Origin of the sequence: Bacillus sp. cl95 (genome assembly GCF_900115925.1) — a bacterium.
Classification (GTDB): Bacteria; Bacillota; Bacilli; order Bacillales; family Cytobacillaceae; genus Neobacillus_A.
On sequence record NZ_FOYF01000003.1, the window covers coordinates 232,652 to 256,710 of the forward strand.

A 24,059-nucleotide genomic window follows, 5' to 3' on the forward strand; every position below is an offset into this window, starting at 1 on the left:
GTTTTCTACATTCCTATTTCTATTCAAATTAAATAAAAGCCCGATTAAATATTTCCCATTCTAATATAAAACGAAACCTGTTTAAGAACATTTTTTTGAGAGTTTTTCATGTATATGAAGATTTTACCTTAAAAGTCTTACGCAAGTATAAATTATGCTCACGACAAATGAAAAAGCTTAGCCCATATTTGAGCTAAGCTGCACGCATTTATTTGGAAATTCTTGCAGTAAGAGTTGTAAAATCGATTTCCTTATAATAGCTGTCCTTAACGAGAATGTTTGGACCAAGACAGGCTACTGCAGGACAATGACAACTTAGTTCCTTGGAAATTGCTGTGTTTTGCCAAGTATCGAATGCTTCTGGCAGACTGGAAGTTTGGATATTACCTAATGCAGGGGTGTCACCAAAATCCGTCACAATGATATCACCGTTAAATATGTTTACGTTTAGACGTGAGCGACCATCAGGATCATTTCTCACCGTTACATTCTTGCTGCGATATAGTCTCTTAAGTAGTTCTAGGTCTTTTTCATCCTTGTTACATGGATAAAAAGGTAACGTACCAAACAACATCCACACATTTTCATCGCGTACATCTAGTAAATGGTGGATGGCTTGGCGGATTTCTGATAGTGAAAGAGTTTCTAAATTACTGGCAAAATCACTGGGATACATGGGATGTACTTCGTGACGTTGACAGTGCATTTCTTCAACAATTTGTTTGTGAATTTTAGCCAAATGGGGGAAAGTACGCTTATTTAACATCGTTTCAGCAGAAACCATCAAGCCAGCTTTTACGAGTTCTCGACTGTTTTCAATCATTCTATCAAAATATTTGGAGCGCTGTTTTGCAGAAGGTTTTACATCCATCCGAGCAAAACCGCCTTCAACAAAATCTTCTAGCGTTCCCCAGTTATGTGAAATATGAAGGACATCCAGATACGGTAAAATTGCTTCATATTTTCCTAAATCAAGCGTCAAATTGGAGTTCATTTGAGTACGGACGCCTCGTTCATGTGCGTATTTCAGCAATGGAACGACGTAATTTTTCACAGAAGTATTGGAAAGCATAGGCTCTCCTCCGGTAATACTTAAAGAGCGAAGGCGAGGAATTTCATCCAAACGTTTCAAGATTAAATCGATCGGCAATGCTGTAGGATCTTTAGGTGAAAGTGTGTAACCAACGGCACAGTGCTCACAACGCATATTACATAACGTAGTCGTGGTGAATTCGACGTTTGTTAATGTAGGTTTTCCGAATTGCTCAATATCCATATATGCTTCCCAAGGATCGAAGGAAGGGCTAATTTTTTGTAATGTATTCATTTTATTTCTCCTTTTTCTAAAAAAACAACATTGCTTATTATATCAGATGATGTGTTACTATTCATACTAAATCTGTCAGGATTAATGACAATTTATCCTCCCAAAAGATTTCTCTTTATATTGACAGAATTCGACAAGATTTTGGGTGATTTTCAGAATATTTTACCAATAACGGTAAGTATAGCCACTGAGCGTCGATATTTGCGGATGAAATCGCTATCAATAGTGAGGTAGTATATGAATATGCTTCTGGTAATGACTGAACCGAAAGCGACTGTTTCTACAAAATCTATCACATCAGAATGGGCTGGAGGTAATTAAGTGAGCGTGGACATCAATATTATTCCTTATGATCATTTGAGAGATGAAGTATTAGTTGAGTTAGTGAAAAATGGGGACGAACATTCATCTGAATATTTGATACATAAGTATCGGAGCTTTGTAAGAGCGAAGGCAAGCAAGTATTTTTTGATGGGCGGGGACCGTGAAGATATATTTCAAGAAGGAATGATCGGATTATATGGTGCAATCCGCAACTTCAAATTTGATAAAATGACTTCCTTTAAAGCATTTGCAGAATTGTGTATTACAAGACAAATCATTTCTGCCGTAAAAACTTCCACAAGGTTAAAGCACATTCCTCTGAATTCCTCTGTTTCTTTGGACAAGCCGCTATATGAGGAAGACTCTCAGCTTACTTTGTTGGATTTACTTTCCGAAAATCATTCTATGGACCCGGAAACGCTTATTATCAATAAAGAATTGTCTGAAGATATGGAAAAGAAAATTGCTCAAAGATTAAGTGAATTAGAAAGAAATGTACTCCATCTATATATGGATGGTCATTCATATGTGGAAATTTCTAAGGAATTGAACACACATGTCAAATCAATTGATAATGCGTTGCAACGAGTAAAAAGAAAGCTCGAAAGACACTTTGATATGAAGGAAGTTATCTAATCTGTACGCCTTCAAAATAGCATGACGTTTCGGCGATGCTATTTTGAAGGCATCAATCTTCTGTCTACCAAAGCATTTCGTAGAGTTTTGTATTAACGAGATTCGTATCAATAGGACAATCTTTTGCATCGCGTCCGTATTGCCATCCCCAAACATTGGACTGGCAGTTAGGTTTAGATGGCCTAAATTTTGGTGCGTTTCTCGCTCTTGAAATTCCGGTCTCTGGCCTTGCACTCCACAGCACTAGTTGATTTGCAATTTGATCATCCTTAACGACAGCCTCGCAATATGCCTTGTTAAAATATGGTTTAATCGGATCGAAGTATATACCAGCCTTATAATCACTGTTAAACATGACAGCTACGTAAGCACGAATCCAGTCGTCATCCACCTCAAAAAATCTTTCGATATTCGCAAACAGAATTTTTCCTTTAGGAATACCAAGCCTTTTAGCGGAAAATATCATATTACGAGCGACAATTCTGCCTTCACGATCGCCTGTAGCACGTGTGAAATTACTGTATATTGGCAAGATTTTTGTCCCATTATTTTTTAAAATTCTGATTTCATCCCGTGTAAGTCCTTCAGCTTTGTTTGGTACAGGTGTCAAATATCTACCCCAATATAACGGCTTTCCAAAGTTTGTTTGAACGCATTCATATAAATCCTTTGTTACTTTGGCAGCCGAGTCTACTCCCCAAAAGGTCTTCATATTATCATCCCCTTATCTTGCAAAAGTTCAACTATAAAGTATATGAAGTGTCTGACAAAAAAAGGTGTAAAAGGTGTTACAAATTAATTTAGACTTTAACAAAAGGATCTTTTAAACTTTGTTGCTATTCAACAACTTGAAATGAATGGGTGATGTTCGCTCCAGAAGTTCGCGTTCCACAGACAAGGACAAATTCAACTTGGACAGGAGGTGAGCATCCTCGGATGAAAAAAATCAACTAAATTTATCCATTTATGTTCCCTTCAAAAGCGGTATGATATATCATATTGATATATAGGATTGAAAGTAGTGATCGGATTGGCAAAGGTACAAATAGGGGAGAAACTTAATTTCGAAGTGAGAGATGGAGTGTCTTTGGAGGGGAATTTACTTAAACCAAAAGGGAACGGACCTTATCCACTCGTGGTTTTTGTGATGGGATCTGGCGGAGAAACTTATAAGATTGACTGGGAGCATGAGAACTTTTATTTATGCCGAACGATTGCCTCGGTGTGTGTTGCCAATGGTTTTGCATTTCTTTTAGTTGAAAAACGAGGGGTTGAGGGTTCAGGCGGAACTTGGATGAAACAAACGTTTGAAGGAAGGGCAGATGACATTTATGACGTTATTCAGTCCATGAAAACGAGAGAAGATATCATTTCAGACAAAATTAGTGTTGCCGGTCAAAGTCAGGGTGGCTGGATTGTGCAACTGCTTGCAGCCAAATATCCAAATGAAATTACTTCTGCTTTGAGTACTGCCGGTCCAGTATATAGTGTTATTGAACAAATAGTGGATAGCCAAACACTAATGTGGACAGGTAAAAATGTAAATCCAATACTGATAGGCATAGGTGGTAAACTATTAACCTGCATTTTTAATATATATAAAAAGTTTTCCAGTTTGAAGAGAATGGGCTATCTGAGTTATATCATTGATTATGATGCACGTACCATCGTTCCTGAAATCAAGACTCCTATATTTATGATTTTCGCAGAAAATGATATTAGCGTACCATTGGAGAAAAATGAACCTCTAGCAAGAAAAATGTTATCAAACGTTCAGGTCCCGTATCAAATTAGGATTATCCCTAAGACGAATCATGGATTTGCCCTTTCAGAAAAATTTCAATCCTGGAGCGAAATCAAAAGTGCCCCTGCTCCAGCCTTCATTGAAACTTTAAACGAGTTTTGCACATGGACAAAATCACTTACAAACCAATACGTCGACTGTTCCATAAGTGATGAATTATTTGTTAAAAAGGGATGAATAGACCCTCTAGCAAAAGCTAGAGGGTCTATTTATTAATTATTAATATACTTATCGAATACAAAACCATAATCTTTAACGGTGTATTGATTTTTCGTCTGAACAAGCCAGTTGAAAGCGACTTTGTTGATTTCTTTGAACTGATCAACTAGTTGTGTCTCTTGACTGGATACTCTGCTTAAAGTTGTCGAGGCCATGTTTAGGCTTTGTTGGGCAAAGTCTAATGTAATTTCATTTTCAAAAGACATTTCTTGAATGCGGATCAGCGACTTGTATAGGTCTTTAAGTTCCTCGAGGTGCTTTTTATGTACATCGATGGAGAAAACTTCAGAACCTATTGTGAACTTTATTTCCACATCAAGATCGACTGTACCCGCCGTTTCTAATGTAACACCGGAAATTTTATTTGTGTAATAAGAATAACGACGAAGTGTGCGTTTTTTACTAACAGCACTCGTTCCATCAAGATGTAATAGAGCTTTATTTGTAAAGCAGTACTCATCGGTTTTAGATTTGATTAGAAAATATATTTTTTCCTGGTCTTCATGCATGATGTAATCGTCTGCATCCACCTTATCGTAATCCTGCGGCTTTATTACAGCTCCTACATCACTTAATCCGAGTAAATCGGAAGCTACTTTTCCAAACATCGTATCAGCCTCACTCTCCATTTATTTTCACGTTTTACTTTACGAATAAGATTCCCTAAAGTTTCATTTACTTTGAGTAATTTTTTTATTAATTGGAAGAATGAAGAAGAGGAGGGAAAATAACCTGTGTTCAAGAAACTACTCAACATGCTTACACCTAGAAATACACCCTATACAGAAGTGCCTTCCAACGAAATCATTGCTCTAAAAGAAAAAGAATTGAATGGTGATATTGAAGAAACACTGAAAACATTTCAAAAATTATATAGCATCCCTGACAACCGGGATGCCAAAATACGAGAGTTTGTAATACCAGCCATCAATAAAAAAGCTGCTGTGTTATTCATCAGTACCATATCAGATACAAAAGACATGGAAGAAAGGGTAATCAAGCCGCTTCTTCTGAATACCGATTCCTCAATTGAAATGAATCAAGTGATTCAATCTCAAACGCTGAGTGAATTAAAGTTCATCAAAGATGTTTTAACAGAAGTAAACAGAGGTAACACGGTACTTTTTCTAGAAGACAAAGCTGTTGCTTATGTAATGGATACAGCTGACTTCCAAGCGCGCTCCATCGGTGTAGCTGAAGATGAAGTGATTCTAAAAGGACCTAAAGAGTCCTTTATTGAGAAGGCAGCAGTCAATATTTCTCTAATCAGAAAGAAAATCCGCAATGAAAATTTAGTGGTCGAATCGATTACCGTTTCGAAGAGATCTCACAATGATGTCTTTATCGTTTATATCAAAGATTTAGTAAATGATGAATTGCTGAAAGATGTGAAGAAACGCCTAAGTGAAATCGATGCAGACGCTATTCAAAATATTAGCTTGCTAGAACAATACATTGAAGATCGAAAATATTCGCTTTTCCCAACACTTTTATATACAGAACGTCCAGATCGAGCAACCTCATTTCTAGAGGACGGTCACATTGTTCTGCTAATGGATAACGCACCGTCATCACTTGTTTTACCAGCAACTTTCTGGTCATTTTTTCATACCTCAGAAGAACATTATTTGCGTTTTCCTTACGGAAATGCCACGAGGGCACTGAGATTGGCCGCTTTATGTATCGCATTGTTCACTTCATCCATCTATATTTCCATTACGAATTACCATGCTGAAATGATTCCGCCAGACTTATTATTGGCGATTTCTTCGACTCGAGAAAAGGTTCCATTTCCTGTGTTTATTGAAATTCTCATGATGGAATTTGCCTTCGAGTTAATTCGTGAAGCCGGACTTCGAGTACCAAGTCCGATTGGTCCCACAATTGGTATTGTTGGAGCTTTGATTCTTGGACAGGCAGCGGTGCAGGCGAACATTATCAGTCCAATCGTGATTATCGTAGTTGCATTAGGTGGTTTAAGTTCTTTTTCAGTGAGCGATATTAGCATGAACTATGCCGCAAGATTAACCAAATTCATGTTCATTTTTTCAGCAGGCATGTTCGGAATTTACGGAATGACAGCGATGTTTATCGTCGGAGTGTTTTATCTTGTTTCAATCAAATCATTTGGTGTGCCCTATCTTGCCCCTAAATCGCCGGGGTTCATTTCTTCAGGAGACACGATTTTCAGAAAATTAATAACAAGTGAACGATTGCGGCCTGGTTATTTAAAGCCTAAGGACATTGTGAAAAAAGGCAGAGGATAAAAATATGGAACAGAATCAAGCGACAATTTCAACTAGACAATTTGTGGCGATGGGAATGCTAATGATTGGGGCGAAATTATCTGATGACACTCCGACCATTATTTTTGATCGTGTGGAAAATGCAGCCTGGATGGTTCCATTTCTCACAGGTGTCATTTCAATTATCCCCATTTACTTTCTATTAAAAGTAATGAGTATTTTCCCTGGAAAGAACTTACATGATATACATTTGCAATTGTTCGGTCGTTTTTTTGGATTTTTTCTGTCTTTTGGTCTTTGGGTGATAGGTTCTTCCGCCATTGTCTTTGATTCAAGAAGTTATGCGGACATTATAGGCACCATGTATTTTACGAAAACACCGACGATCGTAATCTATTCTATTTTGATGATAGTTTGTGTATACGGTGCAAAGAAGGGGATAGGTAATATAGCGTCCGTATCGTGGTTACTTCTCTTTTATGTAAAATTACTATTGTTCATTGCATTCATGCTTACGATTAAAGAAGGAACTTTTAATAATATTTTTCCTATTTGGGGTCCAGGTAAGTGGGAGATTGTAAAGGAAAGTGGACTCAAGATATCAATTTTCGCAGATTTATTCTTTCTAGCTTTGATTGCACCATATGTAAAATCCATTAAAGCTTATAAAAAAGGGACTTGGATTACTCTTGGCTTTCTCGTCTTCGAGTTAAGCCTATCCTTTCTTCTATATTTACTCATGTTTGATTATATCCCTGTTCAAATGCTCAATTATCCTTTTCACGAAACGATTAGATATATTTCAATTGGAAAATTCTTAACGAACATTGAAACATTATTTTTCCCGATATGGTTGATCGCCACATTTGTACGATTTGCCGCCTACTTATATTTAAGTGCCATCCTATTTGGCGGTATCTTTAAAATTCAGAAGTTTGAATTATTGATTCCAACTTTAGCTACGCTCTTTCTTTTACTCGGCTTATTACCAAGTTCACCAACATTCACAACTTTTGTTATTCGGGACAAGCTTCTTAATATCATTAGTCCTATGTTTTTTTCCTTACCAATCCTCTTATGGCTGACTGCAAAATTAAAAGGAGAATTCAAACGTGACCAATCTACGAACACTTCTTAGCATCTTAATATTGTTTACTATCTTGTTTTCCTTAACGGGATGCTGGGACAAAACGGAAGTGGAAGAGAGAGCCTACGTCATAGGAATCGGCATGGATAAATCAAAAATAAAAGATATGTTGGAAATTACCTTTCTCATTGCTAATCCGGAAGTGGGTTCACAGCAAGGTGGAGGTTCATCCAATGAGCCTCCACAGGAAGTCATTACGATTACAGCCAATGACTTAATAACAGCAAGAAATTCGGCTAATGCCTTGGTGGCAAGGGCTATCACTTACGACTTGATGAGAATTATCGTCGTTTCTGAAGAATTTGCAAAAGATAAAGATTTTATTAGATGGATTTATGATGCAGCAAAGGACAGAGAGATTCGAAGGGATGTCCACCTTGCTGTTTCAAAAGAGAAAGCAAGTCTATATTTTAAGAACAATAAACCCAAAATGGAAACGCGACCACACAAATATTTTCAATTCATGACTAATCGGGGGATTGAAGCGGGTCTGATTCCTGATTCTGATTTACAGCGTTTCTTTAAGATATCTGAAATAGATGCCGATTTATATTTAGCTATGTATACAACTACAACTAAGGAATATAAGTCTAGCGGTAATGAAGATGAATTTCTTGCCGGACAAATAGATACAAAAGGCAGTACGAATCAAACCCAATTTATGGGGTCTGCGATTTTTAAAGAAGGAAGGATGATTGGTAAACTAAATGGCGAGGACACGAGAATGGCTCTGATTATTGACGAAACAGCTGATATTTCCGATGTTTTGACTACTTATCCAGACCCATTCAATGAGAGGTTTCGCATAGCTGCCAGAGTTATCAAGACGCAACCTAACCGATTTGACATGAAAATTGTTAAAGGGAAGTTGAAGATCAATATTCACATTCCTTTATATGTTGATATTTTGTCCGATCCGAGCATGGTCAACTACGCTAAAGATGAAAAAAAGAAAAAAATATTGCGTAAGCACTTAGAAAAGGAAATAAGCAATAAAATGGAGGGATTTATCGTAAAGACACAACAAAAGTATAAAGGATCACCGTTTATGATTTCTCAATACTCTAGGAAACTGTTTAAGACACTGGAAGAATATAAAAAATTTGACTGGATGAAATCCTATCCCGATGCAGACGTCAATGTAAAGGTTACCGTAGAATTTAGTGAATTTGGGAAACAAACAAGAGTGCCAAGTTTGAAGCAAATGAGGGATTAATGTGAATATTCTCTTCGGTTTTATCTTTCTTTGTGTATTTCTATATACCGTTGGATTTTCGTGGACATTATGGAAAGAGAAAAATAAACTCGGTGCATTCGCCGTCTTTGTTTTATCTGCTGTGATTGTCACATTGCCATTTATCACGATATTCGAGTGAGATTTTTTGAAAATTCCCACTTAAATGCTATTTCCTTTTTTCTCGTTACATTTATATCATTATATGGTATGGTTAGTGAAGAAAATTGAATGAAGAGGTTATAGCAAAACCCTCTATAAAAAACTAAGGTAATCGATTACGGCTATATCCTTAGGATATGGCCGTTTATATTTTACCTGGTCAGGAGAAATAGTATGAAAAATGAAAAAGCAATAGTCGTATTTAGCGGTGGACAGGACAGCACTACTTGTCTTTTTTGGGCGCTTAAAGAGTTCAAAGAGGTAGAAGCTGTTACTTTCAATTATAACCAAAGGCATAAACTTGAAATAGATGTGGCAGAAAATATTGCCCATGAATTGGGTGTTAAACATACTGTCTTAGATATGAGTTTATTGAATCAATTAGCTCCCAATGCTTTAACCAGAGACGACATCGATATTACACACGAAGAAGGAGAGCTTCCATCAACTTTTGTACCCGGACGTAATTTGGTGTTCCTTTCTTTTGCAGCAATCATGGCAAAACAAATTGGTGCACGCCACATTATCACAGGCGTTTGTGAAACAGACTTCAGCGGCTACCCGGATTGTCGAGACGTATTTGTTAAATCTTTAAACGTTACTTTGAATCTTTCCATGGATGAGCAGTTTGTCATTCACACCCCACTCATGTGGCTTGATAAGGCTCAGACTTGGGAACTCGCAGATCAATTAAATGCCTTGGACTTTGTCCGCTACAAAACTCTTACATGTTACAACGGCGTCATTGCTGATGGCTGTGGAACATGTCCGGCATGTATTTTGCGTAAAAATGGTTTGGAACAATATCTTGCAGGAAAGGAAGCGTAACCAGTGTACGGATTTAAGATTGTAGAGAACCTGCAAAAAATTGACCAAGATATTAATCGTAATCAGCTAAAATATCATCATAAACGTGTATTGGTAAGCAAGGAATTCACTTTTGATGCTGCCCATCATTTGCATTGCTATGAAGGCAAATGCAAGAACCTTCATGGACACACGTACACCGTTATATTCGGGATTAGTGGGTTTGTGGATGAAACTGGACTCATGATGGATTTCGGTGACATTAAAGACATCTGGAAAAACGAAATTGAAATTCATTTGGATCATCGTTACCTGAATGAAACACTTCCTCCAATGAACACAACCGCTGAAAACATGGTTGTTTGGATATATGAAAAAATGCATGAAGCACTAAATAAGGAAGATCGAAAGCAACAATACGACGGTGCAAGGGTTGAATTTGTACGATTATTCGAGACTCCAACAAGCTATGCTGAAGCTAGAAGGGAATGGATGGAGATTGAGTAAGATACCAGTATTAGAAATTTTCGGTCCAACTATTCAAGGTGAGGGAATGGTGATTGGCCAGAAAACGATGTTTGTACGAACTGCAGGCTGTGATTACTCGTGTTCATGGTGTGATTCTGCCTTTACTTGGGACGGTTCTGCGAAAGACGAAATTGTACAAATGACTGCCGAGGAAATTTGGGCAGGTTTGCAAGAATTAGCTGCGGGTAACTTTTCGCACGTTACCATTTCAGGGGGAAATCCTGCGTTACTGAAAAATCTTGCTGAATTTATCCAACTTTTAAAATCACAAAATGTGAAATGTGCGCTTGAAACACAAGGTAGCAAGTGGCAGGATTGGTTCGAAAACATTGATGATTTAACACTTTCCCCAAAACCGCCTAGTTCGAACATGGTCACGGACTTTGCTATCCTTGATGATATTGTTACTCGCTTAACAGAGATGAATCACCCTAACGCTAGTATTAAAATTGTCATTTTTGATGAAATTGATTTGCAATATGCAAAAAATGTTCATCAACGTTACCCTCAAATGCCACTTATTTTACAAGTAGGGAATGGTGACGCTGTTACAGCAGAAACGAACTCATTGGCTACGAATCTATTAATCAAATTTGAAGAGTTGATCGATAAAGTAATGGCTGATCCTGATTTCCAACAAGTTAGGGTGTTACCTCAGTTGCATACATTGATTTGGGGTAATAAAAGAGGCGTCTAAGATCAAATGATTTTTGAACGACCCCCAGAACCATTTGGTGCCATGCGAATCCTTTAGTAAAGCTTTCCTCTTACTTGGAAAGGTGAACGGAGGTATGTGATGAATCAGATGGATGGTTTTCAAGACATTGATCATTTATTGGATTGCACGCGTGATCTCGCTGAGGATGCACCGCTTTATTTGAATCCAGTGATACAAATCGATTTTTTACTTGATCATAAAATAGAATTATAGAAAAACTTGGAAATATAGGCCTCTACTAGTAGACAGTTGCGTTTTTAACGTATACAGTTTATTAGTAGAGGTTTTTTCATGTAGAAAAAAAATTTTAGGTAAAAGTGAAAACTTTTCCCATGTTAAGTCGTCTTTAATATTGGGTATATAATACTATTATTTATTAGGGGGAGGAGCAAGAATGAGAGAGAGAGTTAGAAATGCTCCTTATTTATTATTTCTGCTTATCATGCCAGTATTGGGATACTTGTATCAACTTTTAAATATTCACTCACGAAACGCAGTAACCGTATCTACTGGACTTGATTCTGGGATTCCTTTTGTACCGTTGTTTATTTTGCCTTATATTTTTTGGTATGTTTTTATCTTTGGATATCTCGTCTATTTTTGTTTTAAAGACAAGAACGTATATCTAAAAACACTCACTACGATTGTCGTGGGGGAACTCGTTTGCTTTGTGATTTATTTTTCCTTCCAGACGACTGTTCCAAGGCCGCAACTTCAAGGTGACAGCATTTTTATTGATCTTGTTGCATTAATTTATGCTAATGATCAACCCTATAACTGTTTTCCGAGCATTCATGTGTTGACCACTTTCGCCATCATGATGGGCAGTCTTCATATTAAACGTAAGCATGTCTTCCATAAACTGTTTATACCCGTTATGGGCTCCTCGATCATCATTTCTACCTTGTTTGTGAAGCAACACTATTTATTAGATATGATTGGATCAATGTTTCTCGTTTCATTCTTATATGGAGTTATTTTTGAAGTGTATCAGTTGCAGTGGGGGCAAAAATCTGAATCTATCATACTCAAAAAATAAGCATAGCCCATCCTTGATGGGCTTTATTTTGTATCAAGAGAGGAGTTTTAAGATGAAAATCGTGATTGCTCCAGATTCTTTTAAAGAAAGCATAGCAAGTTCCGATGTCTCTTCAGCGATAGAAAAGGGGTTTCTGAAAGTGTTCCCGGAAGCGGAAATCGTTAAGGTGCCAGTGGCTGATGGTGGGGAAGGTACAGTAAAGGCACTTGTAGATTCAACTGGAGGCAAGATTATTTTCAGGAAGGTAACAGGTCCATTAGGTAAGCCAGTCAACGCATTTTTCGGCTTATTGGGTGATGGGAATACAGCTATTATTGAGATGGCAGCTGCCTCTGGATTGCAGCTTGTTCCAGCTGATAAAAGAAATCCTTTACTTACGACAACGTATGGCACCGGCGAATTAATTTTAGCAGCGCTTGAGTTTGGGGTGAAGAAGATTATTGTTGGAATAGGTGGAAGTGCAACAAACGATGGAGGAGCTGGAATGGCACAAGCATTGGGGGCTCGGCTAGTTAATAAGCAGGGTGAGGAAATTGGCTGGGGAGGTAGAGCTCTCGGAGAACTTGCTGCAATTGACGTATCAGGAATAGATTCCCGACTTTCCGAAGTAAAAATAGAAGTTGCTTGTGATGTAAATTATCCCTTAATAGGAGAAAAAGGAGCATCAGCCATATTTGGCCCTCAAAAAGGAGCCACACCTGAAATGGTAAAACAACTCGATTCCAACCTTTGTCAATTTGCAAGAATTGTCGAAAAGGATCTTGGAAAACAAATAAGTTACCTTCCTGGTTCTGGTGCGGCTGGCGGCCTTGGAGGTGGACTCCTGGCTTTTCTAAATGTAGAACTGAAACCAGGCATTGAGATTGTCATACAGGCAACTCAGTTGAATGAAATAGTCAAAGATGCAGACCTTGTCATCACAGGTGAGGGGAAAATGGATGCTCAGTCACTACACGGAAAAACGCCAGTCGGAGTTGCCAATATTGCCAAACAATATGATATTCCTGTTCTTGCAATTGTAGGGAGTATCGGAAATGACTATGAAAAACTAAATGAGTATGGAATTGATGCTGTTTTTAGCATTGTTCCAGGGATTATTCCAATGGAAGAATCTATTTTGCATGCAGGAAAATACATAGAACAGCTTTCGATAAACATAGCCAAGATGATCAAGATAGGTGGAGGAATATATGGAAAGAAATCTTGAATTAAAGTTTGCTACAAAGTAGTTCATTTCTTTTAGTCTAATAAAGGTTTCATACCTAATTGGGTATTTTGAGTGTCGAAGTGTGTCGCCAGATCGATATATCGGCAATTCGTATCGATAAAAGGAGTTTTTATATCGATATCCTTCATTTTCATATTGATATATCAAGAATCCATATTGATAAACGTTCTCAATCCGCATATTGCCCATGATATACCCCTAGCTAAAGAACTAATAAAGGAACGCCATTTCAAAAGTGGCGTTCCTTCGTCATTTATGCTTTTTGTGCAATGGTTTTGGATTGATTTACATCAATATGTTCAAGCGATTTAGATTCAACTAGGAGTTTTTCATTCAAGAAGTCTGTAACAAACTCAATTTGATCAGGTTGTACATTGATAGGAAAAATTTCATACTTAAAAATAACGCCATATCTTTTTGGCATTGTTATATACAACTTACCATTATCAGATGTTATCGTCAGTTTCTCATTTTGTTCGGTTAAGTATTCTCCACAAACCAATTCAACTTCCTTTTCTGAAAGTGCAGCTATTTCAATCTTTGCAGGTATTTCAATTATTTCACCAAACATCATTTTAGAGATATCCAAACAAATGTTCTCAACCGGAGTAAGACTGACATTACTCAGAGCAATAACCGTTAAATCATCTTCCGTGAAACGGCCGATATAATTTATAAAACCGCCTGTATCACCTAAATGACCAGAGAACTTTCGGCTCTTACAGCCTATTTCGATTTCGGTTACATGCCATCCATAGCCACCATAATCCGAGTTGTGTGAAGTAAAGATTTGTTGGATAGTTTCTCTCTTCGCCAAAATCTCTGTTTTTAAAGCTTGATCCCAAAGGTACAAATCCTCAACAGTTGAAACATGTCCGTAAGCTCCATATGCGTGAGTAATATCTTCGTATTCCGCATGAATGGGTTCCTCCCAGACACTATATCCACTTGCTAGATTTTTTAAAACCTTTCTTCCGTCATAATAAGTGGTATTCTTCATACCCACCATATCAAAAATATTTTGTTGTACGAATACTCCATACGATTTTCCAGATACTTTTTCAATAATGGCAGTCAAAAGGACGTAGCCGGAATTGCTGTAATGAAATGTGGTACCTGGCTCAGAGATCAAATTCTTATCCTTAAACAAATCAATCGTATGTTGGATAGATTTTGACCGGGTCCGCATCGTCACTTCCCAAAACTCCATTGTGGCTGCATGATTAAACAATCCAGCAGTATGCGTAAGAAGATGATGAATCGTAAATTTTTCGCTATTAGGGAAATCAGGCAGGTAGTTTTCAACCTTTTCATGAACATTCAGTAAACCTCTTTCATGCAATTGCATGATTGCCATGCTTGTAAATGCTTTTGAAAGAGAACCGATTCTAAATTTTGTTTTACTCTCATTTTGGACTTCATGCTCAAAGTTGGCCATCCCAATTCCTTTTGATAGCAAAACTTCTCCTTTGTAAGCAACCAATATACTGCCATTAAAATAATTCCTGTCTTCCAAAGCTTTTATGTATTTTTGTAATTCTTGTGTTGAATTTTTGGTTTTACTCATACTTCCCCCAATGTGTTATGACATCTATTAAAAGATAACATAAAAATTAGATAATTTTAACATTAACTGCTGTTAACACATTCTTTGCATTCCTTTTGAAGGATAGGTAACATGTTAATTGAAAATAAATTAATGGATTGAGGTACATCATGAAAGCATTGGTTTTTGAAAAATTTGGCGGACCGGAAGTATTGAAATATGTAGAGATTCCTGATCCATCTATAAATGAAAATGAAATACTTGTTAGAATGAAAGCGATTGGTCTAAATTATGCCGATATCTATCGACGTAAAGGGAATTATCATCTTGCAGGTAATCCTCCTTATATTTGTGGATACGAAGGCGCAGGGGTTGTTGAGGCAATCGGATCGGGTGTTGAAGAAGTACAGGTCGGCGATCGAATCGCTTTCGCGGATGTTCCGTTTGCGAATGCTGAACTTGTCGCTGTTCCATTTGAAAAAATAATTCCTTTGCCAGATGAAGTATCATTTGAAACTGCTGCATCCTTAATGCTTCAGGGCTTGACTGCTCAATACTTAACAAGAGACAGCTATACTATTAAAAGCGGTGATATTGCACTAGTGCATGCTGCAGCTGGTGGAGTAGGACAACTGCTCGTTCAAATCATCAACCTACTCGGTGGAAAAGTAATTGGACTGACTTCTTCACAACAAAAAGCAGAAAAAGTACTTCAAGCTGGAGCAGAACATGTCATCCTTTACGATGATAATTGGACTGAAAAAGTGTTGGAACTAACCTCCAATAAAGGAGTGGACGTTGTATACGAATCAGTGGGAAGTACGATTATGGAAAGCTTTAAAGCTACAAGGGTTGGAGGTACTGTCGTTTTCTACGGAATGGCAGGAGGAGATCCGGTTCATATTGACCCTCGCATGTTGATGGATACATCTAAAACGCTGACAGGCGGAGATTTATGGAACGTACTTACTTCAAAGGAAGAAAGAGTAAAACGTTCAATCGAACTTTTCAGCTGGATTATCCAAGGTGGAATCCGTCTATCTGAACCGAAAGTATATCCATTAAGTAAAGGGGAAGAAGCTCATCAATTCCTTGAAAGCAGGCAGAGTACCGGGAAGATCATATTGATCCCATAAGAAAAAGCATTCGCGGCGAGTAACCGTGAATGCTTAATTTTTTCATAAAAAAACACACTTGCCATTAATGAAAGTGCATGATAAGATATGTATTGGTCTACAAATAGTTATAATAAATATCAATAAAGATAACCTATTATAACATTAACACATTATGCATCCTATGTCAAACAAACTGATACTTAAATTTGGAGAGTGATGGAATGAGTGAAAATACAAGCAAGGATTGGCAATTAGAACAAGAACGAGTCGATCTTATTGTAAAAGAAATCAATCATAAAATGGAAAAATTACATCAACACTCCGGCAAAGTAAGATCCGATGTGAAAGAACTCCGCAAGACCTTTTGGGAAGACGTCACCATAAACCTCGATGATATGGATGACGCCATTGAGACACACGCAAGCATTAAGCAAATAGCAGAACTGTTATCAGAGCGTGAAAGAAGTCACGGACAAATTCATCAACAAGAAAAAACCCTTTCAAGACTGAAATCTTCACCATACTTCGGACGAATCGATTTTCACGAAACAGGTGAAAGCTCCACTGATCAACTCTACTTAGGAATCACCTCTTTCATGGATTCTAAAGATGAAAACTTCTTGATTTACGATTGGCGCGCGCCTGTTTCAAGTATGTATTATGATTATTCTCCAGGACCAGCTATGTATGAGACTCCAGGTGGTAGAGTGGATGGTGAAATGAATCTGAAAAGACAGTTCATCATCAGAAACTCAAAGATTAAAGGCATGTTTGATACAAATGTAACAATCGGCGATGAGATTCTTCAAGAAGTACTTGGCTCATCAGCTAATACACAAATGAAAAGTATCGTTGCTACCATCCAAAGAGAACAAAATCAGATCATCCGTAATGAAAATAAGAAATACATTATCGTACAAGGAGTAGCGGGTGGCGGAAAAACTTCAGCTGCCCTTCAGAGAGTAGCATATTTACTTTACCGTTATAGAGAAACGCTTAAATCGGAAAATATCATGTTATTCTCACCAAATCCGCTCTTTAATAGCTATGTCAGCACGGTACTACCAGAACTTGGTGAAGAAAACATGCAGCAGTCCACTTACCAGGAATATTTGAATCATCGACTAAGTCAAATCTTTGAATTAGAAGACAGGTTCGAGGAAATGGAATATTTACTTTCTAACTATGGTGAAAGAGACTACTCGTTGAGGCTTAAAAGTATTCGTTATAAAGCTGGACTCGCATTTAAGGATAGAATTGATGAATATGTCCATCAACTATCAAATAAAGGTATCTTATTTAAGGATATTACTTTCAGAAAAAATCTTCTTGTATCAGCAGAAGAGATTAGCAAGAAATTTTACGAGTATGATTCCAGTTATTCCATTGCAAATAGAATCGAACTTGTAAAGAATTGGCTTTTAAAGGAATTAAAAAAGAAAGCAAAATTAGAAAAAAAGAAGGATTGGGTAGAGGAAGAAATTCAATTACTTGATAAGGAAGATTATTTGGTAGCTTATCAGGAACTACAAAAGAAAGAACGATTTACTGACAAATCTTTCGATGATTTTGAAGCTGAGCAGGAATGGTTGGCCGCTATCCTTGTGAATAAACGTTTTAAACCAATCACTTCAAAAGTAAAAAAGCTGCAGTTTATTGATCATAGTGAAATCTACAAGCAACTTTTCAAACAAAACATTAACGACCATCTAAAGGAAATCGATGAATTTACCCTTGAAAACTGGAATGGAATCTTGATGCGTTATGAGGACACTACTCCGTTTCTATATATGCAGGATTTGATTGAAGGTCGTAAATCGAATACTAGTGTACGACACGTTTTCATAGATGAAGCACAGGATTATACGCCATTCCAATTCGCTTATATAAAAAGATTATTTCCATTCAGTAAAATGACTTTGCTTGGAGATATCAATCAGGCAATCTATTCAGGTGCGACTGATTCACCAACAATCTTAAATGATGGTTCTGAATTATTCTCGGCAGATGAAACTCAAATATATCACTTGATGAGAACGTACCGTTCAACAAAGGAAATTGTTGAATTTACCAGAGCTTTAATAGCAGGTGGAGAACAAATCGAACCTTTTAACAGAAGCGGGGAAAAACCAACATTAAATATCGTTATCAACAATTATGAACAAAAGAAACTTGTCCTTTCGCTTATTGAAGAAGCTAAGTTAGAAGGTCATAAGACGATTGCTATCATTTGTCGCACAGAAAAAGAAAGCAAGCATCTATTTGATGCTCTAAAGGATCACGTTCCAATGATGCTCGTGGAAAAGGGTACGCTTTCATATGAAAAGGGAATCACAATCATACCCGCCTACCTTGCGAAGGGGATTGAATTTGATGCCGTCATTTTATATGGAAGTCAAAATTATATGGAAGAAAGCGAACGTAAACTATTTTACACAGCTTGTACGAGAGCGATGCATAAGTTAAACTTGATTGCTATCGGCTCAATGAGTCCACTGATGAAGGATGCTCCGACAGATACGTTCAAACTTCTATAAACACGAAAAAAGGTGCAAACCATTTGGTTCGCACCTTTTTTCAGTCCATCTATTGGATCTGTGAAGTTATCAAAAGCATGGGGTGAAGTCGATATTAAGTATATCGGTTCATGACAAGTGTTCCCACTGTCCTCCTAGCAAATGAAACTTCTTTCGCAATACCATACACTAACCTTGAAGTCGCCGTTAACTCAATCAAGTCGACCAGTCCCTTCCGTTTTGTTTTTGGTGTTGCCTTACTTATATACCTCTTTAAAAAAGATTCAAACCTATTTCAAAAAAATTAATAAACTTAAAAATAGTCGGTTTCAAAGTGTTCCTATATAATATATCTATTCTAATTAAAAAGGAGATACATATGAAAGATCAAAATTTAAAGAATCATGCAAGAATCCATCCTCCGTATCATTATGTCGGTACTTTGTTTGTCCTATTTACACTAGTTGGTTCCATCATCAACTTGATTCTCGCGTTAAAAAACAACAGCGGAACTTTGGGAGCCGGTGTCATTCTTACAGGTGCGGTAAGCATCTTGCTATTATTCGTTTTAGTCCGTGTTTATTCGATGAAGGTACAAGATCGCGTCATCCGTTCCGAGGAAAACTTCAGACATTACCTACTCACAAACACTACCCTTGATCCAAGATTGGCTATGAAGCAAATCATTGCTTTACGTTTTGCATCGGATGAAGAGTTTCCTGCACTTTGTAAAAAAGCAGTAGAAAAGAATCTGAAACCAGCCGAGATCAAAAATGAAATACAAAACTGGAAAGCAGACCACTATAGAGTGTAATGCTGATTTTACAGCATAATTGGAAGCGAGGTTAAAGTTTTGATCATTGTTAAGAACCTTGTCAAAAAATACGGCGATTTTACTGCCGTGAACGGGGTTGAGTTCACCGTTCAAAAAGGTGAAGTTTTCGGCCTTCTCGGACCGAATGGGGCAGGGAAGACGACCACCATTGAAATGTTGGTAGGGTTAAGAAAGCCAGATAGTGGTACAGCGGAACTTGCAGGTTTTGATTTAATTAAAGAGCAAAAACAAATAAAAGACGTGATTGGTATTCAGTTACAGTCAACTTCACTATTTGAATTGCTTACCGTTAAGGAAATCATTGAAATGTATGCCAGCTTCTATCCGACACATTTATCGATTCCCGATTTAATCGATGAAATGATCCTGACCGAAAAGAAAAATGATCGAGTTAAAGGACTATCAGGCGGACAAAAGCAACGACTAGCTATTGCACTTGCTCTAATCCACGATCCACAAATCATTTTTCTCGATGAGCCAACAACAGGATTAGATCCACAGGCTAGAAGGACATTATGGGATATCGTTCTGAATCTAAAGGCAAGAGGAAAGACCGTTGTTTTATCCACTCATTATATGGATGAGGCACATGTGTTATGTGATCGTATCGGCATCATGGATAGAGGTAATCTGATTGCCCTTGATACTCCTGATGGTCTCGTAAAAAGTTTGCAATCGGACAGTGCCGTTGAATTCAAAAGTATTGGTCAATTAAGTGAAGAAACACTCTTGGAATTGGCCAGTGTAAAACAGGTGGGAATTCGAGAAGATGTGTATACATTGTACACCGATCATCTCCAAGAAACATTGACGGATCTTATAACATTTTCTTCAAATTCGGATATTCAGTTTTCCGATTTAAGAACGAGAACGGCTACATTAGAAGATGTCTTCATCCATATGACCGGAAGGAGGCTGCGTGAAGAATGAAAGCATATTGGCATTTAACCTTGGCACAGTTACGTATTTTTTGGCGCAATAAACAAGTTTTGTTCTGGACTTTATTTTTTCCAATCGTGTTAATGTTGACGCTCGGATCCTTCCTAGGTAACGGTAACAATGTTTCACTGGCCATAGGAGTATTAGATAAGGATCAAACCGTTCAATCAAAGGAACTTATTCAATCATTCAAAAAAGCAGGCGACATTGAAGTGGAAAAGTACAATACGAAGGACAAAGCCATTGAAGCAGTAAAAAGCGGCGACATCCAATTAGTATTGGAAATTCCAAAAGGATACGCAGAGCATTTAAATAATGATCCATCTGCTGAACCTATGAATGTACCTGTCTATTTTAACGAAACGAATATGGCTGCATCGCAGTTGGCCATTACCGTCGTTTCTCAAGTCATTGACGGAGTCAGTAAAGCCACACTGCAATATGAGCCCTTGCTAAAAGTTGAATCAATTGGCGTTCAGGCAGTCAATTTGCGCTATATTGATTTTCTTGTCCCCGGGATGGTCGCTTTAAGTATCATGAGCAATAATATGAATGGAGTGGCTGGACAAATTTCTTCATGGAGAGAAAGAGGAATTCTTCGGAGAATGCAAGGTACGAGGCTGAAAGCATCCACTTTCATTGCGGCTCAAATTACGGCAAGACTCGTATTGAATGGCTCCCAAGCCTTACTGTTACTATTAATCGCCAATCTGGTTTTCGATTTGACCATTAAAGGGTCATGGCTTGTAGTGATCAGCCTAGTGGTTCTTGGTACACTAGCTTTTATGGCTATTGGATTTATTATTGCCGGACTTGCCAAAACACCGGAGAGTGTAGGACCCATTGCAGGATTTTTAACGTTTCCAATGATGTTCTTGGGCGGGGTGTTTTTCCCCATTAAAAATATGCCTGATTTGATTCAACCGTTTGTGAACCTACTACCGATCTCCCACTTAAGTCATGCACTAAGAGAGACCATGAACTTAGGCACACCTTTTATGAGCCTGTTGCCTGAATTCTCGATTTTAACTGGTTGGTTGATTGTCGCATTTATCACAGCAAGCTATGTTTTTAAATGGGATTAAAATACCCTCCTGATCCTTTGATCAGGAGGGTTATTCTATAGCTGTAGGGTCTGAGGCTCTTTATCTTCTTTATTCATCAGTCGAACTAATAAAGGCTTAATTTCCAATACTACATAGTTAGGATCTTCCGGACCTTCAAACCATTTCTCGAAATGTTCATTCCACAATTTTTTCTTCAACTCTTCAGTGTCATTCAGTTTTGCTGTACCTTCCACTTCTACGTAAGCATCCCCATATTCATCTCCTGCATAGCCTAGAAGGATATGTACATTCGGATTATTGGAAATCTCTTCAGCTTTGTGAGTTTCTTTGCTAGTAGGGGTATAAAGCGTAAGATCTTCATGAAAAAAAGTCATATATCGAGAATGTGGTTTGTTATTTTGTACAGTGGATAGAGTTCCTACTTTGCTTTCATCTAAGACTTTAACCACTTCTTGGCGGAGTTGCAGATTATCCATTTTTTTCATCTCCTCTTAATATTTTATCTACCCTATTATTCCTTTTTGAGATAAAACTAAACCAAATTAGACACACTCAGCTTAGTGAAAATTACGCGATAATCATTTCTGTGAATAAGGGGGCCTCCAAATTTAGAAGGAAAATGACACTCCTTTAAAGAATACTTTCATAAGTGAAAAGCTTAAGGAGTTGTTGAAGCATGGAAGTAACTGACCGAAAAAATGTTGGCTTACATTTTTTTAAACCTGAGCATCTTGATACATTGTTGCAATTTCATTTGCCAGATGAGCAAAAAAAATTCACTGGGATGCCAAGCGATATCTTGAAAACAACACTTGAAGATTCCGAGCGTTACCCTGTGGTTATAACTGGTGGAGATAAGCCTGTTGGCTTTTTCGTTTTACATAAAGGTGTAGGCATACTTCCATTTACAAGTAACAAGGATGCGATTCTCCTGCGAGCATTCTCTATCGATCTAAACGCACAAGGACAGGGATTTGGGAAAAAATCGATGCAACTTTTACCAGCATTTGTGAGGGAAAATTTCTCATTCATAAATGAAATCGTGCTAGCTGTAAACATGAAGAACAAAGCTGCGAAGGCTCTTTATGAGAAGGTGGGATTTGTAGATAGAGGAGCTAAAAGAGAAGGATCAATCGGCTTACAACATATTTTGCATTACGATCTAGCTTAATAGTATTAGGTAATAGAAACAACCTATCTAAAGAAAAAAGCTGCCAATTGGCAGCCACTTCTCAAGCTTCCTCTAAATCGGAAACTGCTACGGTAGTTTTATTTTCATGTGAGCCACGTAAGTGAACAGTTGCTGTTTGTCCATCTTCATTTAATTGGTCAATCCATACTGATGCACCGTTATATTTAACATCAATTTCAGCCGGTGAAGAAAGGATCTGTTTTAATCTGTTTGAATTCATTAGGAATTCCTCCTTCAATGTTGTCATTTTAGTTTTTACAACAGTCGGGAAATTATCCTTTTGGGAGAATAGTATCTGTTAAAAAAGCAAACTTTTAGATATACTAATCAATATCCCGATAAAAAATCACCATGATCTAATGTTCAAAGTTACCGGAAGTGGGAGAGAAATGGATAAAGATTATACAAATGTAATGGAAGAAATCGTGACAACCCTTGTGACGATTCTGATGGTCAGCCCTGATTATCAAACTTTTTGTCAATGTAAGAAATGCAGAAATGATATTATTGCGATTAGCTTAAATAATTTGCCAAGTCATTACGTTACAACAGACCATGGACGAAAAATGATTTTTGAGCAACTAAATACAGAAGAAAATCGTAAATGGATCAACAAACGCATCATTAATGCTATTCATGTTGTTGGAAAATACCCCAAACATAACGATACGCAATAACCCTAGAAGACCATATGAGGTCTTCTTTTTATTTGGAAATAAAGCTTCACAAAAATGTAATTTGAGAGTAAAATACAAATAACCAATAATACCTATAAGTAAGGTGGGAATTGAAATGCAAAATAATCACCGTACTATCCCAAAACCTTTAGTGTTATTAAACCAATGGTTTATCGTAATATCCGTATTGATTACATGGTTCAGTGGGTCCCACTACTTCCTGATGGTACCTCTATTAGCAGGAATATTTGGTCTAGTCTTTAAGTTCAATCCAGTGATTAAATTTGGAGCGTTGCTCTTAAGAAAAGAGCCTCAATCATATTTTCAAGAGGATTGGAATCAACAACAATTCAATCAAATGATTGCCGTGCTTTGTTTAGGGCTGTCTTTAGGCAGTTTTTCATTAGGGTGGAACATTTCAGGGTACATTTTCTCTGCAATGGTAGCGGCCGCAGCATTTGTGGCTATCCTTGGCTTTTGTATAGGTTGTTTTATAAGATTTCAATGGCAGCAATATCAATATCGAAAGTCAATTAGTAATTAAATATTTATTCTTTACAGGGATTCAATCAGAATTCCTGTTTTTTGTTATAAGAATATTTGACTCTGTTAAACTTGCCTGTTGATTTCCGCTCCAGACGCTTGCTTTCCGGGGGGCGTTCGTCGAGCCTCCTCGTCGCTATCGCTCCTGCGGGGTCTCGCCTGTAACGCTAATCCCCCAGGAGTCAAGCGCCCTCCGCTCCAATCAAC

The 24,059-nt window shown here is 37.5% G+C and carries 26 protein-coding genes; 20 read left to right on the forward strand and 6 right to left on the reverse strand.

What is annotated here, in order from left to right:
- Window positions 1-208 precede the first annotated feature (208 nt).
- A complete protein-coding gene (yfkAB, locus tag BMZ31_RS10195) occupies window positions 209-1,327 on the reverse strand; it encodes a radical SAM/CxCxxxxC motif protein YfkAB (RefSeq protein WP_090831639.1) in 1,119 nt (372 codons plus the stop codon).
- 321 nt (window positions 1,328-1,648) lie between these two features.
- On the opposite strand from yfkAB, the gene sigH reads away from it, so the two are divergent.
- Window positions 1,649-2,287 carry an RNA polymerase sporulation sigma factor SigH gene (sigH, locus tag BMZ31_RS10200; protein ID WP_090831640.1) on the forward strand — a complete coding sequence of 213 codons (639 nt, stop codon included), beginning with the start codon at window positions 1,649-1,651 and terminating at the stop codon, window positions 2,285-2,287.
- A 64-nt stretch (window positions 2,288-2,351) separates the two neighbouring features.
- Here the strand turns inward: sigH and BMZ31_RS10205 are convergent, their stop codons facing one another.
- Window positions 2,352-2,999, reverse strand: coding sequence for a glycoside hydrolase domain-containing protein (locus tag BMZ31_RS10205; protein ID WP_090831641.1), 648 nt, complete (start codon window positions 2,997-2,999; stop codon window positions 2,352-2,354).
- A gap of 309 nt (window positions 3,000-3,308) precedes the next feature.
- On the opposite strand from BMZ31_RS10205, the gene BMZ31_RS10210 reads away from it, so the two are divergent.
- Window positions 3,309-4,268 carry an alpha/beta hydrolase family protein gene (locus BMZ31_RS10210; protein ID WP_175480290.1) on the forward strand — a complete coding sequence of 320 codons (960 nt, stop codon included), beginning with the start codon at window positions 3,309-3,311 and terminating at the stop codon, window positions 4,266-4,268.
- Between the two features lie 35 nt (window positions 4,269-4,303).
- On the opposite strand, the gene BMZ31_RS10215 is transcribed toward BMZ31_RS10210, so the two are convergent.
- Window positions 4,304-4,918: a PH domain-containing protein gene (locus tag BMZ31_RS10215; protein ID WP_090831643.1), complete on the reverse strand. Its 615-nt coding sequence runs from the start codon at window positions 4,916-4,918 to the stop codon at window positions 4,304-4,306.
- A 126-nt stretch (window positions 4,919-5,044) separates the two neighbouring features.
- On the opposite strand from BMZ31_RS10215, the gene BMZ31_RS10220 reads away from it, so the two are divergent.
- The 10 genes from BMZ31_RS10220 to BMZ31_RS10255 all read left to right on the forward strand — a co-directional run bounded on the left by BMZ31_RS10220 (window position 5,045) and on the right by BMZ31_RS10255 (window position 13,398).
- On the forward strand, window positions 5,045-6,577 hold the full coding sequence (locus BMZ31_RS10220; protein WP_254778730.1) for a spore germination protein: 1,533 nt from the start codon (window positions 5,045-5,047) through the stop codon (window positions 6,575-6,577).
- Between the two features lie 4 nt (window positions 6,578-6,581).
- Window positions 6,582-7,694, forward strand: coding sequence for a GerAB/ArcD/ProY family transporter (locus BMZ31_RS10225; protein WP_090831644.1), 1,113 nt, complete (start codon window positions 6,582-6,584; stop codon window positions 7,692-7,694).
- A complete protein-coding gene (locus BMZ31_RS10230; protein WP_090831645.1) occupies window positions 7,669-8,919 on the forward strand; it encodes a Ger(x)C family spore germination protein in 1,251 nt (416 codons plus the stop codon). Before BMZ31_RS10225 ends, BMZ31_RS10230 begins: the two co-directional genes overlap by 26 nt.
- 1 nt (window position 8,920) lies before the next feature.
- Entirely contained in the window at window positions 8,921-9,079 is a 159-nt protein-coding gene (locus BMZ31_RS20325) for a hypothetical protein (protein ID WP_175478074.1), read from the forward strand.
- A gap of 176 nt (window positions 9,080-9,255) precedes the next feature.
- Complete coding sequence (gene queC, locus BMZ31_RS10235; protein ID WP_302846850.1) at window positions 9,256-9,927, forward strand: 7-cyano-7-deazaguanine synthase QueC; 672 nt, start codon at window positions 9,256-9,258, stop codon at window positions 9,925-9,927.
- Window positions 9,928-9,930: 3 nt separating this feature from the next.
- A complete protein-coding gene (gene queD, locus BMZ31_RS10240) occupies window positions 9,931-10,413 on the forward strand; it encodes a 6-carboxytetrahydropterin synthase QueD (protein ID WP_090831647.1) in 483 nt (160 codons plus the stop codon).
- Window positions 10,406-11,131 (forward strand): 7-carboxy-7-deazaguanine synthase QueE, encoded by a 726-nt coding sequence (gene queE / locus BMZ31_RS10245; protein WP_090831648.1) that lies wholly within the window; start codon window positions 10,406-10,408, stop codon window positions 11,129-11,131. Before queD ends, queE begins: the two co-directional genes overlap by 8 nt.
- 99 nt (window positions 11,132-11,230) lie before the next feature.
- Window positions 11,231-11,365, forward strand: coding sequence for a hypothetical protein (locus BMZ31_RS20910; RefSeq protein ID WP_302846843.1), 135 nt, complete (start codon window positions 11,231-11,233; stop codon window positions 11,363-11,365).
- A gap of 181 nt (window positions 11,366-11,546) precedes the next feature.
- The gene (locus BMZ31_RS10250) at window positions 11,547-12,191 is read left to right on the forward strand and encodes a phosphatase PAP2 family protein (protein ID WP_090831649.1); all 645 of its coding nucleotides are present in this window, start codon (window positions 11,547-11,549) and stop codon (window positions 12,189-12,191) included.
- Window positions 12,192-12,243: 52 nt separating this feature from the next.
- Window positions 12,244-13,398, forward strand: coding sequence for a glycerate kinase (locus BMZ31_RS10255; RefSeq protein WP_090831650.1), 1,155 nt, complete (start codon window positions 12,244-12,246; stop codon window positions 13,396-13,398).
- Between the two features lie 274 nt (window positions 13,399-13,672).
- Here BMZ31_RS10255 and BMZ31_RS10260 read toward each other — a convergent pair whose 3' ends face one another.
- On the reverse strand, window positions 13,673-14,986 hold the full coding sequence (locus BMZ31_RS10260) for a serine hydrolase domain-containing protein (protein WP_090831651.1): 1,314 nt from the start codon (window positions 14,984-14,986) through the stop codon (window positions 13,673-13,675).
- Between the two features lie 149 nt (window positions 14,987-15,135).
- On the opposite strand from BMZ31_RS10260, the gene BMZ31_RS10265 reads away from it, so the two are divergent.
- The 5 genes from BMZ31_RS10265 to BMZ31_RS10285 all read left to right on the forward strand — a co-directional run bounded on the left by BMZ31_RS10265 (window position 15,136) and on the right by BMZ31_RS10285 (window position 21,458).
- On the forward strand, window positions 15,136-16,101 hold the full coding sequence (locus tag BMZ31_RS10265) for a quinone oxidoreductase family protein (protein WP_090831652.1): 966 nt from the start codon (window positions 15,136-15,138) through the stop codon (window positions 16,099-16,101).
- Window positions 16,102-16,304: 203 nt separating this feature from the next.
- A complete protein-coding gene (gene helD, locus BMZ31_RS10270) occupies window positions 16,305-18,620 on the forward strand; it encodes an RNA polymerase recycling motor HelD (RefSeq protein WP_090831653.1) in 2,316 nt (771 codons plus the stop codon).
- 358 nt (window positions 18,621-18,978) lie between these two features.
- Window positions 18,979-19,413 (forward strand): DUF6526 family protein, encoded by a 435-nt coding sequence (locus BMZ31_RS10275; protein WP_090831654.1) that lies wholly within the window; start codon window positions 18,979-18,981, stop codon window positions 19,411-19,413.
- An 18-nt stretch (window positions 19,414-19,431) separates the two neighbouring features.
- Window positions 19,432-20,364 carry an ABC transporter ATP-binding protein gene (locus tag BMZ31_RS10280; protein WP_090831655.1) on the forward strand — a complete coding sequence of 311 codons (933 nt, stop codon included), beginning with the start codon at window positions 19,432-19,434 and terminating at the stop codon, window positions 20,362-20,364.
- The gene (locus tag BMZ31_RS10285) at window positions 20,361-21,458 is read left to right on the forward strand and encodes an ABC transporter permease (protein WP_090831656.1); all 1,098 of its coding nucleotides are present in this window, start codon (window positions 20,361-20,363) and stop codon (window positions 21,456-21,458) included. The genes BMZ31_RS10280 and BMZ31_RS10285 overlap by 4 nt, the downstream gene beginning before the upstream one ends.
- 35 nt (window positions 21,459-21,493) lie before the next feature.
- Here BMZ31_RS10285 and BMZ31_RS10290 read toward each other — a convergent pair whose 3' ends face one another.
- The gene (locus BMZ31_RS10290) at window positions 21,494-21,916 is read right to left on the reverse strand and encodes a pyridoxamine 5'-phosphate oxidase family protein (protein WP_090831657.1); all 423 of its coding nucleotides are present in this window, start codon (window positions 21,914-21,916) and stop codon (window positions 21,494-21,496) included.
- Between the two features lie 200 nt (window positions 21,917-22,116).
- On the opposite strand from BMZ31_RS10290, the gene BMZ31_RS10295 reads away from it, so the two are divergent.
- Window positions 22,117-22,611, forward strand: coding sequence for a GNAT family N-acetyltransferase (locus BMZ31_RS10295; protein WP_090831658.1), 495 nt, complete (start codon window positions 22,117-22,119; stop codon window positions 22,609-22,611).
- Between the two features lie 61 nt (window positions 22,612-22,672).
- Here BMZ31_RS10295 and BMZ31_RS10300 read toward each other — a convergent pair whose 3' ends face one another.
- Window positions 22,673-22,852: an H-type small acid-soluble spore protein gene (locus BMZ31_RS10300; protein WP_090831659.1), complete on the reverse strand. Its 180-nt coding sequence runs from the start codon at window positions 22,850-22,852 to the stop codon at window positions 22,673-22,675.
- Between the two features lie 139 nt (window positions 22,853-22,991).
- Here BMZ31_RS10300 and BMZ31_RS10305 point away from each other — a divergent pair, with 139 nt between their 5' ends.
- Complete coding sequence (locus BMZ31_RS10305) at window positions 22,992-23,309, forward strand: late competence development ComFB family protein (protein ID WP_254778732.1); 318 nt, start codon at window positions 22,992-22,994, stop codon at window positions 23,307-23,309.
- A gap of 115 nt (window positions 23,310-23,424) precedes the next feature.
- Window positions 23,425-23,853 carry a DUF4395 domain-containing protein gene (locus tag BMZ31_RS10310; protein WP_090831660.1) on the forward strand — a complete coding sequence of 143 codons (429 nt, stop codon included), beginning with the start codon at window positions 23,425-23,427 and terminating at the stop codon, window positions 23,851-23,853.
- Window positions 23,854-24,059: the final 206 nt, after the last annotated feature.